Source organism: Corynebacterium hindlerae (genome assembly GCF_014117265.1).
Lineage (GTDB): Bacteria > Actinomycetota > Actinomycetes > Mycobacteriales > Mycobacteriaceae > Corynebacterium > Corynebacterium hindlerae.
This window is the reverse complement of record NZ_CP059833.1, coordinates 1,071,748-1,085,625: the sequence shown is the minus strand read 5'-3', so window position 1 is coordinate 1,085,625 and position 13,878 is coordinate 1,071,748. Positions and strand designations below refer to the sequence as shown.

Genomic DNA, 13,878 nt, shown 5'->3' with positions numbered 1-13,878 from the left:
GTTGGCTCATGTCTGTGGCGAGTCAACTGCAAGTTCCTCAAGCTGGGGCTGCTCCGAAGAAGCGGCGAGTGCCCAGTCAGCTTGATCAATACACAGTGACCCGATCATGGCGAGAAGGCGACCTCATCACCAAGTTGTCGGTGGTGGTTTTTGGCCTGGGCAATGTACTCCGCAAGCAATACGTGAAGGGCATCGCGCTCTTTGCTATTGAAGTTGTGGCGTTGTATCTGTTCTTTGCCAAGGGAGTTAGTGCACTGAAAGAGCTTCCTGGTCTTGGAACTGGTGAAGCAACACGAACCAAAGTCGACGGCTTTTGGGTTTACCAAAATAGCGAACCATCGGTGGTGCTGTTGCTCGATGGCATCGTGACCATCGCTATGATTTTGGCGTTTGTGTGGTTTGCTACGGTGGCCCTCCGTAGTGCGTTTAAAGCTCAAACGTTTGTGGAAAAGAATGGGCGTGCCCGCACGCTGCGGGAGGATCTGGCGGCGCTCAAAGACGAGGACGCTCCTATCCTATTCATGTCGTTGCCAACTCTAGGCATTGTGATTTTCACGGTGCTGCCCCTCGCGTTCATGATTAGCATGGCGTTTACCAGCTATGACTCTAAGCACGTGCAGAAGTTTGACTGGGTTGGTTTTGAGAATTTCAAAGCGGTCTTTTCCAACACTGGTGGCGACGTCAACCTGTCATTGTTCCTATCGGTGTTGTCGTGGACGCTGGTGTGGGCGTTCTTCGCCACGTTCCTTAACTATTTCCTTGGCATGTTCTTGGCCATGCTTATTGAGCGCAAAACTACACGCGGAAAAGCATTCTGGCGCGCGATTTTCTCCATGTCGGTGGCCGTGCCGATGTTCGTGACGCTGTTGGTCATGCACAGCATGCTACAGCCGCAGGGCATCATTAACCGCCTGCTTATCGACGCCGGTTTGATCGATTCCAGTTTGCCATTCTTTACCGACGCAACATGGGCCCGTGTCACCGTTATTATTATCAACCTGTGGATCGGTATTCCGTACACGGTGATGCAGGTGACCGGTATCTTGCAGAATATTCCGGGTGAACTGTACGAGGCTGCTCGTATCGACGGCGCGAGCTGGTGGCAAACATATCGCAATATCACGTTGCCTTACATGTTCTTTGTGATGACGCCGTACCTCATCACTACGTTCACTGCCAACGTCAATAACTTCAACGTGATTTATCTTCTTTCGGGTGGCGACCCGACCCCAGTCGGCGCTTCTGCTGGTAAGACAGATCTTTTGATTACGTGGCTGTACAAGCTCACGGTGGATAAGGGTGATTACAACGTCGGTGCCGTGATCGGTATTTTGACCTTCTTGGTCCTTTCCATTGTGGCTTTGATTACTTACCGTAGGAGTGGCTCTTACCGGAATGAGGAAGGATTCCAGTGATGAGTAAAAATTCTTCAGGAAACATGGTGAGAGCTCGGAAAGTCACCGATGTGATTGTTCACCTCTTCCTTGCAGTGCTGGCGATCATCTGGGTTATTCCGATCGTGTGGGTATTCGCCGAAAGCTTCAACAAGAATACGGCGCCGTACGCCAGCACATTCTTCCCGGAAGAGTACACATTCGATAACTACGTGGCGCTGTTTACTGACAAAACGGTGCTGAACTTCCCCCGCATGTTCATTAATACGTTTATTATTGCGTGCTTCACATGCGTGATCAGCGTGGTTTTCGTGCTGTTCGTTTCTTACTCGCTCAGTAGACTGCGGTTCCGGTTCCGTAAGGTGTACATGAACATCGCCCTGATCTTGGGTATGTTCCCTGGCATCATGGCCGTTGTCGCCATTTACTTCATTTTGAAAGCGATGGGCCTTACCCAGGGGTGGACTACTAATATCGCGCTGATTATCGTGTACTCGGCCGGCTCAGGTATGGGCTTTTATGTGATGAAGGGATTCATGGATACCATTCCAATTTCCCTTGATGAGGCCGCGATTTTGGATGGCTGCACCCGCTGGCAGGTGTTCACCAAGATTATTCTGCCGATTTCGAAGCCGATGATTGTGTATCAATCTATTGTGTCCTTCTTGACTCCATGGCTGGACTTCGTGCTGGCGAAGGCTATTGCGAGGACGCAGGAGCATTACACGGTGTCTTTGGGCCTGTGGAAAATGCTTCAGAAGGAGTACATCTATGATTGGTTTGCTCGCTTTGCAGCGGGCGCGGTGTGCGTTTCGATTCCGATTGCAATTCTGTTTATCCTGATGCAGCGGTACTACCAGGAGTCGATGTCTGGAGCCGTGAAGGGGTAGCCGCTACCAGGAGTCGATGTCTGGAGCCGTGAAGGGGTAGCCGAGAGAAAAACAGGGAGAGACTGTGAACAAGCGGTCAGTGACAGTCCGCGGTTTGGCCTTGTGGGTGGCGGTGTTCGTTGCCCTCGGGGTGGCGGGCATGGTGCTTATCCGCCCGGCCGACAATGGCTACGAGAATCTCAGTCTCTCTTTTTTGACGCTCGGGGTGCTGTGTGAACTGCTTTCCTGGTGCGCGATTCCTCTTGCGGCTTGGTTGCTGGTCTTCCTGCAGCGTCACGGTTTCGGTTACGGGGAACTGATGGTGGCCTCGCTGGCGGTGGCTGCCATCAGCGAGGTTCCTTATGACATCGTGAACCACGGCACGTGGATGTCGATGGCCTCGCAGAACCCGGTATGGGCCATCTTCGTGAGCCTGATTGTCCTGTCCGCAGTTGAGCGGTCGCGGGGGATCGGCACTGGCGCCCGCGCAGCGATGATTGTTTTCGTGTGTGTTGCGGCTGCGTTTTGGATAGTGGCCCTCGCACTGGGTACGCGGTTCGGAGTTGTGCCGCTGGGGCTGGCCTGTCTAGCGTTCCTGCTGGTGTTTCACACGCTGTGGGACAGAGAAAATCGGATGGTCTATGCTGCTGGCGTGTTGGGGGCCAGCATGCTGATCGTGCCCGCGCTGTCTGCAATCATTCTGCATTTCCGGCAGCCACATCCAGCGCCGCCTGCCACGCCGGCATGCGTGAAGTACGCACTGCTATACCCGTTCCTCCAGGTGGTCGGCGCTGCCCTGGTGGGCATTGCTTAACGACGCCCATTGCCCCACAATCGTGTCGCCGCTGGTGAGCTCAGACGCCCGGCAATGGCCGTCGACAAGCTGCACATATCATATTTGGAAAACTGCGTGCGATCGGGTACTCTGACACCCTGGACTTAAATCGTTGCTCTTTTGCATGCCCAAATAAGCGAGTTTTTAAGTGCCACACTGTACGTTTTCCCTACTTTGTTGTAGGCCCCCCGCCCAATGCGTCCAGCATATTCCAAGGCAGCGAGCTCCCTGGCTACTTAGTTCAGGTGAGCGGCAGTGGCCGGTAGAAAAGCTGATAACGCCGGGTGGGTAAGGGAACCGCAACGAGAAAGGTTCTAGGTCACCTATGACCATGACTGACCCTATTGCAGACATGCTGTCTCGCGTGCGCAACGCTAACCATGCGTACCACGACTCCGTGTCTATGCCTTCTTCTAAGCTGAAGGCCAACATTGCCGAAATCCTCAAGCAGGAAGGCTACATTGCCGACTACACCGTCTCCGAGGAGAAGGTGGGCAAGACCCTCAAGCTGGACCTGAAGTACGGCCCTGCTCGTGAGCGTTCCATCTCTGGCGTTCGTCGCGTGTCCAAGCCTGGCCTGCGCGTTTACGCCAAGGCTAACAACCTGCCAGAGGTTCTGGGCGGCCTCGGCGTGGCTATCATCTCCACGTCTCAGGGCCTCCTGACCGACCGTCAGGCTACCGAGAAGGGTGTAGGCGGAGAAGTTCTCGCCTACGTCTGGTAAGGGAGGATTGACACATGTCGCGTATTGGTAAGAATCCTATCGCCATCCCAGCTGGCGTTGAGACCAAGATTGACGGCCAGCACGTAGAGGTTAAAGGCCCAAAGGGCACCCTCTCTGTTGACGTCCCAGCTCCTATCGCTGTGAAGGTTGAGGACGGCCAGATCGTCGTTACCCGCCCAGACGATAACCGCAAGAGCCGCGCTCTGCACGGCCTGTCTCGTTCCCTGGTGAACAACCTCGTTGAGGGCGTCACCAAGGGTTACACCATCAAGATGGAAATCTTTGGTGTCGGCTACCGTGTTCAGCTGAAGGGTAAGGACCTCGAGTTCTCCTTGGGCTACTCTCACCCAGTTCTGATCGAAGCTCCAGAAGGCATCAAGTTTGCTGTTGATGGCACCACGAAGCTTTCGATCGAAGGTATTGACAAGCAGAAGGTCGGACAGATCGCTGCCATCATCCGTCGTTTGCGCAAGGATGACCCATACAAGGGTAAGGGCATCCGCTACGAGGGTGAGCAGGTCCGCCGCAAGGTCGGAAAGACGGGTAAGTAATGAGCAACGAGAATACTGCAAACAAGCGTCTGCCAATTGGCAAGGACATCTCCACTCGCCGTCGCGAGGCTCGTGCCCGTCGCCACTTCCGCATTCGCAAGAACCTGCGTGGCACCGCCGAGACCCCACGTCTCGTCGTGCACCGCACCTCCCGCCACATGCACGTGCAGATCATCGACGACCTCGCTGGTCGTACCCTGGCTGCCGCTTCCACCATGGAAGATGCAATCCGCGCATTCGACGGTGACAAGAAGGCACGTGGCGCCGAGGTAGGCAAGCTCATCGCTGAGCGCGCTAAGGCTGCTGGTATCGAAGCTGTGGTCTTTGACCGTGGCGGCTACCAGTACCACGGTCGCGTCGCCGCTCTGGCTGACGCCGCACGTGAAGGTGGTCTGAAGTTCTAATGATCACCGCAACCATGAACATCAACGGAAGGATCGCGTAATGCCGGGACGTGAACGGCGTAACGGCGGACGCTCCGCCGACGAAAACAACAACAACGAGCGCAACGAGCGCCGCGGTCGCGGCCGGGATCGTGACGATCGCCGCAACCAGCAGGACGAGCGCTCCCAGTACATCGAGCGCGTTGTAACTATCAACCGCGTGTCCAAGGTCGTGAAGGGTGGTCGTCGCTTCAGCTTCACCGCTCTCGTCATCGTTGGTGACGGCCAGGGCATGGTCGGTGTTGGCTACGGCAAAGCCAAGGAAGTTCCAGCAGCAATCCAGAAGGGTGCTGAAGAGGCTCGCAAGAACTTCTTCCGCGTCCCAATGGTCGCTGGCACCATCACCCACCCAGTTCAGGGTGAAGCAGCAGCTGGCGTAGTTATGCTCCGCCCAGCAGCTCCTGGTACCGGTGTTATCGCTGGTGGCGCTGCACGTCCAGTTCTGGAATGTGCCGGCGTTCAGGACGTGCTGTCCAAGTCCCTGGGCTCTGACAACGCTATTAACGTTGTCCACGCAACCGTGGCCGCTCTCAAGCAGCTGGTTCGCCCTGAAGAGGTCGCTGCCCGCCGTGGCAAGTCCCTCGAAGAGGTCACCCCAGCCCGTATCCTGCGCGCTCGCGCAGCACAGGAGGCTTAAATCATGGCCCTCAAGATTACTCAGGTTAAGGGCATCGTTGGTGCCAAGCAGAACCAGAAGGACTCGCTGCAGACCCTCGGCCTTCGTAAGATCCACCAGTCCGTCGTACGTCCTGACAACCCTCAGGTCCGCGGTCTGATCAACGTGGTTCGTCACCTGGTCGTCGTCGAAGAAGTAGCGGGGGAGTAGGTAAACAATGAGCGAACCAATTAAGCTCCACGACTTGCGCCCAGCACCGGGCTCTAACAAGGCTAAGACCCGCGTTGGTCGCGGTGAAGCATCCAAGGGTAAGACTGCAGGTCGCGGTACCAAGGGTACCAAGGCTCGCAAGCAGGTTTCTGCAGCATTCGAAGGTGGCCAGATGCCACTGCAGATGCGTCTGCCTAAGCTGAAGGGCTTCAAGAACCCTAACCGCGTCGTTTTCCAGGTGGTAAACGTTGCGGATCTGGAGAAGGCCTTCCCACAGGGCGGCGACGTCACCATCGCTGACATCGTCGCAGCTGGCCTGGTCCGCAAGAACCAGCCAGTTAAGGTCTTGGGCAACGGCGACCTGGGCGTTAAGCTCAACGTCACCGCAACCAAGTTCTCCAAGTCTGCCAAGGAGAAGATTGAAGCCGCTGGCGGCTCCGTCACCGAGGCATAAGACTTAAGACGTCACAGTCGGCCCCAACCCTGCTATTAGGGTTGGGGCCGACTTAGTTGATAGAGAGTATGTGTTTTCTGGTTTAAATAGGGGGTTAAGTAGCAAAAAGTGTGTCCGGTCGGCACCGTAATTTTTCGCCATGCCGATGGTGTATTGGTGGTCGGTTGTGGTAGCACACCCTGTCGAGCATCGTCGCGCATCGGCACACCATCAGCCTAGGCCCACGTGATAGAGAATACAAAAGGTTATGGCCTCAAACGGCAGTAGAGGTGTAGTAACCAATAGCGCGTAGCTGACCTTCTGGTATGGGTGTGACTTTTGACGCCGAAGACAAACAACCGCACCTGCTCACACAGGTGCGGTATCGAAGAAGTTCGTGCGTTCATAAAACACAAAGGAATGTAACGCACCGGTTTACCTATCTTGAGCAGGCCGTTTAACACAGAACTTGTCACTAGCCCGCTCTGGTATCCCGTAAAAGCTATTCAGTGCTGTTTCTGGGAAAAGCAAACTAAACGCGCTCTATGCCCCAAAACGAGCTAACGGAGGAAGGAATGGATTGCGTTACGAATCGCATCCTTTACCGGTGAGAACAGTGCAATGACACCAATGAATCCAGCCAAAGCCATGATTGGGCCAAACAGCTTCGAGAACCAAGTTTCCTTCTTGCCCGATGGCTTTTCCGTACTTTCACCGGCAGGCGTGACATTGACCTTTTTACTATCGGCCGGTGTAGTGGTTTCGGCTGGTTTGGTCACCGTGGGGGTTGCGGTGGTTTCGGCTGGTTTGGTCACCGTGGGGGTTGCGGTGGTTTCGGCTGGTTTGGTCACCGTGGGGGTTGCGGTGGTTTCGGCTGGTTTGGTCACCGTGGCGGTTGCGGTGGTTTCCGCTGGTTTGGTCACCGTGGCGGTTGCGGTGGCCGGGGTGCTTGCAACCGAAGTAGGGATGGACGCAGAAGGCGCTGGAGTATTTTCCAGTCCAGAAAAGATACCGAACCGGGCGGACAGCACCGTCCGGTTGTGAGTTGCAGAGTCATGGAGGGCTTCTCCATCGACAGCTAGTTTGTCACCTGCTCGGTAGACCTTAAGTTTGTCGGCATCGGTTCCTGGGTGCACTGTTTCGCGGGCCTTGTCTACCCATTTTTGATCCACTCCCCAATCGATGATGGAGAAGGCATCGTACTCTGTTGGCTCGCCGCCATCCTTTAAAATCTCGACGATGCGGTTGAGCTCGCCCAGACCTTCGTTAAACATCATGTGACGAGCGTGCTTTCCCTCACGTTTTTCGTCCGTTGCCTCAGCATTAGTGCTCAACTCCCACGCTGCAGCCGTAGCGGCAGTTAAAACCGGTACAGCTTTTTCGGACTCTATGAGGTCAACACCTACTTTTGCCAAGTCTAGCTGGCGTGCAGTTAGGTCACCTTCAGCTTTCAAAATAGCGAGCGCCAGTCGAGCCTTGGCAGCAAAACAAGCGTGCTCTGACCGCCAATGAATTTCATTGATGGTTTCCGAAGCGGGCCATGAATCGTACTTCTGGTTGCGGGCCGCCTCGTGGTACGTGTGTCGCAACATGGAAATTGTTTGAAATGTTTTAACTTCACCCAAGAATTGGTCAGCATCATCAGCGGGTGTGCTGAAGTACTTGTTTGGCATTGCATCTGCGGTCTGCGCAACAGCAAGCGAAGGTACTGCAACGTTGGCAACTGCGACACTGGTAAGTGGTATCGCTGTAGCGACGGTAAGTACAGCGATACGTTGGGCGAGGGATCGCGTCATAACTGGAAGTCCTCTCGAAAAATGAGAATGTAGCAGAACAGCTAGCGAGGTAAGGCTAACCTAACTTTTGTAAATATGGTAAATTCCCCGGAGCGGATGGGGGTATCGGGTGTGTCCCTCGCCTTCCGTCACGTTGCTGTTCACTTGTTTCTGTGCTGGGGACGACGGTCAGGGTGAGCTGTGTTCGACAAGAAAAGAAGGAAACTTCAGGTGCGTAATCTGTGAAGAGAAATGGTAGAAAATGTTTGGCTGGTTGACGAGTGGTATCTAAGAAGGGGTCACCAATTCTTAGGCCGATAATTTCCTTAGAACCGAACAGCTGGTAAAGTTGCCGTGTTGAATGTCTCTCGTGTGCTTTACTGTGCGAGCCGATAAAAATTACTTACACCGAGCCCGGTTTCCCAACAGAGAAAACGGGTGCCAGGAGGATATGTGTCCGCCCTTATCTCAGCGTTTAAGGACGTCGATCTTCGCAAGAAGATCTTGTTCACCATCGCGATGATCATTCTGTACCGCATCGGTGCTCAGATACCATCGCCAGGTGTTGATTACGCATCCATCGCGGGACGTCTGCGTGAGCTGACCCAGGAACAGAACAGTGTCTACTCACTGATCAACTTGTTCTCCGGTGGTGCACTACTGCAGCTGTCGATCTTCGCCATCGGCATCATGCCGTACATTACGGCCTCGATTATCACCCAGCTGCTCACCGTAGTTATTCCACACTTCGAAGAACTGAAGAAGGAAGGCCAGTCCGGCCAGACGAAGATGACGCAGTACACGCGTTACCTCACCGTCGGCCTGGCGCTGTTGCAGTCCTCCGGCATCGTCGCGCTCGCTGACCGTCAGCAGCTGCTAGGCCAGGGCGTGGAGGTGCTCAAGGCGGACCGCAATATCTTTGACCTCATCATCCTTGTTGTGACGATGACTGCTGGTGCTGTCCTCGTGATGTGGATCGGTGAACTCATGACCGACCGCGGTATCGGTAATGGCATGTCACTTCTGATCTTCGCTGGCATCGCCACTCGCCTGCCTGCCGACGGGATGAACATCTTCCGGAACTCGGGTGCTACCGTCTTCGGTCTGGTGCTCCTCGCCGTCTTGATCCTGGTCGTCGGCGTGATCTTCATCGAGCAGGGCCAGCGCCGCATTCCAGTGCAGTACGCCAAGCGCATGGTTGGTCGCCGTCAATACGGTGGCACCTCCACCTACCTGCCGCTGAAGGTCAACCAGGCCGGTGTGATCCCCGTGATCTTCGCGTCCTCCCTGATGTACGTCCCCGTGCTCATCACCCAGATCATTAACTCCGGCTCTGCTGTGGTGCCGGACAACTGGTGGCAGCGCAACGTCATCCAATACCTGCAGACCCCATCGTCCTGGCAGTACATCGTGGGCTACTTTGCGCTCATCATCTTCTTCTCGTACTTCTACGTCTCCGTTCAATACGACCCGAATGAGCAAGCAGATAACATGAAGAAGTACGGTGGCTTCATCCCGGGCATCCGCCCAGGACGCCCAACCGCGCAGTACCTCGGATTTGTCATGAACCGCCTGCTGTTTGTCGGTTCGCTGTACCTTGGCATTATTGCGGTATTGCCAAACATCATGATGGATCTTGGTGTTAACTCCGGTGCGGCAAACGCTACACCATTCGGTGGCACTGCAATCCTGATTCTCGTTTCCGTTGCCTTGACCACGGTCAAGCAAATCGAGAGTCAACTACTCCAAAGCAACTACGAAGGATTCCTGAAATGAGACTCGTACTCCTCGGCCCTCCGGGCGCAGGCAAAGGTACCCAGGCAGCCATTCTCTCCGAGAAGCTCGGCGTGCCACACATCTCCACCGGCGACCTGTTCCGGGCGAACATCGGCGAGGGCACCCCGCTTGGTGTTGAAGCTAAGTCCTACATCGACGCCGGCAAGCTTGTCCCTACCGATGTCACCGCGCGCATGGTGGAAGATCGTCTGAACCAGGAAGATGCTGCCAACGGCTTCCTGCTCGATGGCTTCCCACGCACCGTGGGGCAGGCTGACATCCTTGCTGACTTGCTGGCAAAGAAGGGTGTCTCACTCGACGGTGTTGTGAACTTCAAGGTGTCTGAGGACGTCGTCGTCGAGCGTATGCTTGCCCGTGGCCGTGCAGACGACAATGAGGAAACCATTCGCACTCGCCTCGGTGTCTACCGTGATGAGACCGCCCCGCTGATTGACCACTACGGTGACCAGATCATCGCCATCGAAGCAGAGGGCACCGTTGAGGAGATCAACGCCCGTACGATGGAAGCCCTCGGAAAGTAAACTTTTCCAGTGCTCAAGCCGGCTGTAGCTTTAGTGCAGTCGGCTTTTTACTTTTAAGTAGGAACCATGGGATTTCGGAAAAAGAACAAGAAAATTGCCGCCAAAACTGCCGGCGAGCTAGACGCGATGCAAGCGGCAGGAGAGATCGTCGGGCGTACATTGCAGGCAGTGAAAGCCGCAGCAGGCCCGGGCGTTACGACGCTCGACCTTGACAAGGTAGCCGAAGCAACTATCAGGGAAGCCGGCGCCATCCCCACTTTCCTCGGATACGAAGGCTTTCCAGGATCTATCTGTGCCTCGGTCAATGACGTGATCGTGCATGGCATTCCCTCAAATGACACGGTCCTCGCCGAAGGCGACTTGGTCTCCATTGACTGTGGCGCCACTTTCGACGGTTGGGTAGGGGACTCAGCATGGTCCTTTTGCATCGGCGAAGCAGACGAGGACGTGCAAAAGCTGAATCAGGCGACCGAGTGGGTCCTTATGGAAGGCCTGAAAGCTATGGTTCCTGGCAATCGCCTGACAGATGTGTCCCACGCGCTAGAGGTGGCGACCAGAAAAGCGGAGCAGAAGTTCGGGGTTGAGCTCGGGATTGTAGACGGCTACGGCGGACATGGTATTGGGCGTACCATGCATGAGGATCCGTTCCTTCCCAATGAGGGTAAGGCAGGGCGAGGGCCCCTCATCCAAGAGGGATCTGTCCTGGCAATTGAGCCAATGCTCACCCTCGGTACGGAGGACTCAGCTGTGCTGGAAGATGACTGGACAGTGGTCACCTTAGATGGTTCTTTTGCTGCCCATTGGGAACATACCGTTGCTGCAACTGCGCACGGTCCACGAATTCTTACGCCACGAAAATAACTACTAGTTGGGAATTTTCTTGGAGCTTGCCTTATACTCCTTGACTATGAACAAGCACCGTAAGCCTTCTGCTTTCCAGCGTCGCGTGGCTATCGCCGCATCGACGGTTGTAGCCGCCGCTGCTGTCATGCTGCAACCGGCTATGGCAGCCCCGGTCATTCCAGGTTCTTCGGTCCCTGGTTCCTCCGAACTGCAGACCGGATCTACCGACTTCGCCGCGGAAGCCGCATGGAATGCGCGTAACGCTGTCTACAACTCCACCGCAGGTTTGCCACCAGCGCAGCGTGACGCACTCCGCAAGGCTGCCGACGACAACCTCCGCGTGATGTTCCCGGGGCTGCTGGAATCGAAGATGCCAGCACCCGCACCGGCACCCGCCCCTGCGCCAGCCCCTGCACCAGAGGCGAACATTGACCGCGGATCTTGCCCGCCACAGGCACGGGTGTGCCTGGACAAGGCTGGCAACCGGGCTTGGCTGCAGCACGGTGGGGAAGTTACATACGGGCCGGTACCTGTGTCGCACGGTGCGCCAGGTTGGGAGACTCCGTCAGGTAACTTCCATGTCACCCGTAAAGTTAAGGATGAAATTTCCTACATCTTTGACAATGCGCCGATGCCAAACGCGGTGTACTTCACTAACGACGGTGTCGCATTCCATGCGGGACGCATCGACTGGCTCTCCCACGGCTGCGTCCACCTACGCTACGAGGACTCGGCAGTGTTCTTCAATGACCTTCAGGTCGGCGACATGGTTTACGTCTACTAACTATTCAGTTTCCGACACGCCCTAAGACCGCACCCTATTTTAGGATGCGGTCTTGCTTTTTATGGTAACCAGCCGGTATCCTTGTTCGTTGGTGTACGTACACGTGCGTTCACCCACCTTCCCACCCAAGGGAAAGTGACATCTACCAGGCATTTTGTACTTGGAAGTGCCAGGGAAAGCGGAGGATATGGCTAAAGAAGGCGCTATTGAGGTTGAAGGCAAGATCATCGAGCCTTTGCCAAATGCAATGTTCCGTGTCGAACTAGACAACGGTCACAAGGTACTTGCCCACATCTCGGGCAAGATGCGTCAGCACTACATTCGTATCCTTCCAGAGGATCGCGTCGTAGTGGAACTGTCTCCATACGACCTGACCCGCGGTCGCATCGTCTACCGCTACAAGTAAACAAAGTTATTCGCCTTCACATTCCAGGTGTTTTGCAGCTCTGGTGCGTCGATAAGCGCAGCAGACAAACACTTCTTTTACCTCCGGCTACGGTGGCTGGAGCCCTGTGATTGCGTAGCCCACTTCCCGGCTCATCCGCCCGGGTGAAGTGCTATGAGACAGGGATGAATGTGGAGAAAACCACCGCAACAACCGGAAAGGCACGTACCACTATGGCACGTCTAGCTGGTGTTGACCTTCCACGCAACAAGCGCATGGAAGTCGCACTTACCTACATCTACGGCATCGGCCCAGCCCGTGCTGCCAAGCTGCTCGAAGAGACTGGCATCTCTCCTGACCTGCGCACCGACAACCTCACCGACGAGCAGATCGCTGCTCTGCGTGACGTTATCGAAGCCACCTGGAAGGTAGAGGGTGACCTCCGCCGTCAGGTTGCAGCCGACATCCGTCGCAAGATCGAGATCGGCTCCTACCAGGGTCTGCGTCACCGTCGTGGCCTCCCAGTTCGTGGTCAGCGCACCAAGACCAACGCTCGTACGCGTAAGGGTCCTAAGAAGACGATCGCAGGAAAGAAGAAGTAAGAAATGCCTCCTAAAGCACGCACTGGCGCGCGCCGCACTGGCCGTCGCGTCGTAAAGAAGAATGTGGCGCAGGGCGCCGCATACATCAAGTCCACCTTCAACAACACCATCGTGTCCATCACGGACCCATCCGGTGCTGTTATCTCCTGGGCTTCCTCTGGCCACGTCGGATTCAAGGGCTCCCGTAAGTCCACTCCGTTCGCTGCTCAGCTGGCTGCCGAGAACGCTGCTCGCAAGGCAATGGAGCACGGCATGAAGAAGGTCGACGTCTACGTCAAGGGCCCAGGCTCTGGTCGTGAGACTGCAATCCGTTCCCTGTCCACCGCGGGTCTTGAGGTTGGTTCCATCACCGACGTCACCCCACAGCCACACAATGGCTGCCGTCCGCCTAAGCGCCGTCGCGTTTAATCAGGGAAAGGAAGAGTAACAAACTATGGCTCGTTATACCGGCCCTGTAACCCGTAAATCCCGCCGCCTCCGTGTCGACCTCGTCGGCGGAGACATGGCATTCGAGCGTCGCCCATACCCTCCGGGACAGGCTGGCCGCGCTCGCATCAAGGAGTCTGAGTACCTCCTCCAGCTGCAGGAGAAGCAGAAGGCTCGCTTCACCTACGGCGTCATGGAGAAGCAGTTCCGTCGCTACTACGCTGAAGCAAACCGTCGCCCAGGCAAGACCGGCGACAACCTGATGATCCTGCTCGAGGGTCGTCTGGACAACGTTGTTTACCGTGCAGGCCTTGCACGCACCCGTCGTCAGGCACGCCAGCTTGTCTCCCACGGTCACTTCACCGTGAACGGCAAGAAGGTCAACGTTCCTTCTTTCCAGGTTTCTCAGTACGACATCATCGATGTTCGTGAGAAGTCCCGCAAGATGATCTGGTTCGAAGAGGCTCAGGATAACCTCGTCGACGCAGTCGTCCCAGCATGGCTGCAGGTCGTTCCATCCACCCTGCGCATTCTCGTGCACCAGCTGCCAGAGCGCGCTCAGATCGACGTTCCAATCCAGGAACAGCTCATCGTCGAGTTCTACTCCAAGTAATCTTTCGCTTTTCGCCACCAACCTGGTGGCGGCAAGCACCACAGTCCATAACTGCCT

General features: G+C 55.8%; 18 protein-coding genes. 17 read left to right on the top strand and 1 reads right to left on the bottom strand.

The window, feature by feature from the left end:
- Window positions 1-8 precede the first annotated feature (8 nt).
- The 9 genes from HW450_RS05255 (at window position 9) to rplO (ending at window position 6,096) form a co-directional block, all read left to right on the top strand.
- Window positions 9-1,415: a carbohydrate ABC transporter permease gene (locus tag HW450_RS05255; RefSeq protein ID WP_182386937.1), complete on the top strand. Its 1,407-nt coding sequence runs from the start codon at window positions 9-11 to the stop codon at window positions 1,413-1,415.
- Window positions 1,415-2,284, top strand: coding sequence for a sugar ABC transporter permease (locus HW450_RS05250; RefSeq protein WP_182386936.1), 870 nt, complete (start codon window positions 1,415-1,417; stop codon window positions 2,282-2,284). The genes HW450_RS05255 and HW450_RS05250 overlap by 1 nt, the downstream gene beginning before the upstream one ends.
- A gap of 64 nt (window positions 2,285-2,348) precedes the next feature.
- Window positions 2,349-3,077, top strand: a complete 729-nt coding sequence (locus HW450_RS05245; RefSeq protein WP_182386935.1) for a hypothetical protein — start codon at window positions 2,349-2,351, stop codon at window positions 3,075-3,077.
- Window positions 3,078-3,423: 346 nt separating this feature from the next.
- The gene (gene rpsH, locus HW450_RS05240) at window positions 3,424-3,822 is read left to right on the top strand and encodes a 30S ribosomal protein S8 (protein WP_182386934.1); all 399 of its coding nucleotides are present in this window, start codon (window positions 3,424-3,426) and stop codon (window positions 3,820-3,822) included.
- Window positions 3,823-3,836: 14 nt separating this feature from the next.
- Entirely contained in the window at window positions 3,837-4,373 is a 537-nt protein-coding gene (rplF, locus tag HW450_RS05235; RefSeq protein WP_182386933.1) for a 50S ribosomal protein L6, read from the top strand.
- Window positions 4,373-4,777: a 50S ribosomal protein L18 gene (gene rplR, locus HW450_RS05230; RefSeq protein ID WP_182386932.1), complete on the top strand. Its 405-nt coding sequence runs from the start codon at window positions 4,373-4,375 to the stop codon at window positions 4,775-4,777. The genes rplF and rplR overlap by 1 nt, the downstream gene beginning before the upstream one ends.
- Window positions 4,778-4,817: 40 nt before the next feature.
- Window positions 4,818-5,453, top strand: coding sequence for a 30S ribosomal protein S5 (gene rpsE / locus HW450_RS05225; RefSeq protein ID WP_182386931.1), 636 nt, complete (start codon window positions 4,818-4,820; stop codon window positions 5,451-5,453).
- Between the two features lie 3 nt (window positions 5,454-5,456).
- The gene (gene rpmD, locus HW450_RS05220; protein ID WP_182386930.1) at window positions 5,457-5,642 is read left to right on the top strand and encodes a 50S ribosomal protein L30; all 186 of its coding nucleotides are present in this window, start codon (window positions 5,457-5,459) and stop codon (window positions 5,640-5,642) included.
- Window positions 5,643-5,649: 7 nt separating this feature from the next.
- Entirely contained in the window at window positions 5,650-6,096 is a 447-nt protein-coding gene (gene rplO, locus HW450_RS05215; protein WP_182386929.1) for a 50S ribosomal protein L15, read from the top strand.
- A 539-nt stretch (window positions 6,097-6,635) separates the two neighbouring features.
- Here the strand turns inward: rplO and HW450_RS05210 are convergent.
- A complete protein-coding gene (locus HW450_RS05210) occupies window positions 6,636-7,871 on the bottom strand; it encodes a hypothetical protein (RefSeq protein WP_182386928.1) in 1,236 nt (411 codons plus the stop codon).
- Between the two features lie 432 nt (window positions 7,872-8,303).
- Here HW450_RS05210 and secY point away from each other — a divergent pair, with 432 nt between their 5' ends.
- The 8 genes from secY (at window position 8,304) to rpsD (ending at window position 13,821) form a co-directional block, all read left to right on the top strand.
- Window positions 8,304-9,626 carry a preprotein translocase subunit SecY gene (secY, locus tag HW450_RS05205; protein ID WP_182386927.1) on the top strand — a complete coding sequence of 441 codons (1,323 nt, stop codon included), beginning with the start codon at window positions 8,304-8,306 and terminating at the stop codon, window positions 9,624-9,626.
- A complete protein-coding gene (locus tag HW450_RS05200; protein WP_182386926.1) occupies window positions 9,623-10,168 on the top strand; it encodes an adenylate kinase in 546 nt (181 codons plus the stop codon). The genes secY and HW450_RS05200 overlap by 4 nt, the downstream gene beginning before the upstream one ends.
- 66 nt (window positions 10,169-10,234) lie before the next feature.
- Window positions 10,235-11,029 (top strand): type I methionyl aminopeptidase, encoded by a 795-nt coding sequence (map, locus tag HW450_RS05195; RefSeq protein ID WP_182386925.1) that lies wholly within the window; start codon window positions 10,235-10,237, stop codon window positions 11,027-11,029.
- Between the two features lie 46 nt (window positions 11,030-11,075).
- On the top strand, window positions 11,076-11,795 hold the full coding sequence (locus HW450_RS05190) for a L,D-transpeptidase (protein ID WP_182386924.1): 720 nt from the start codon (window positions 11,076-11,078) through the stop codon (window positions 11,793-11,795).
- 187 nt (window positions 11,796-11,982) lie between these two features.
- Window positions 11,983-12,201 (top strand): translation initiation factor IF-1, encoded by a 219-nt coding sequence (gene infA / locus HW450_RS05185; protein ID WP_025251938.1) that lies wholly within the window; start codon window positions 11,983-11,985, stop codon window positions 12,199-12,201.
- A 212-nt stretch (window positions 12,202-12,413) separates the two neighbouring features.
- A complete protein-coding gene (rpsM, locus tag HW450_RS05180) occupies window positions 12,414-12,782 on the top strand; it encodes a 30S ribosomal protein S13 (RefSeq protein ID WP_156193765.1) in 369 nt (122 codons plus the stop codon).
- A gap of 3 nt (window positions 12,783-12,785) precedes the next feature.
- A complete protein-coding gene (rpsK, locus tag HW450_RS05175; RefSeq protein WP_182386923.1) occupies window positions 12,786-13,190 on the top strand; it encodes a 30S ribosomal protein S11 in 405 nt (134 codons plus the stop codon).
- 25 nt (window positions 13,191-13,215) lie between these two features.
- Window positions 13,216-13,821 (top strand): 30S ribosomal protein S4, encoded by a 606-nt coding sequence (gene rpsD / locus HW450_RS05170; RefSeq protein WP_182386922.1) that lies wholly within the window; start codon window positions 13,216-13,218, stop codon window positions 13,819-13,821.
- The last annotated feature ends 57 nt before the right edge of the window (window positions 13,822-13,878 follow it).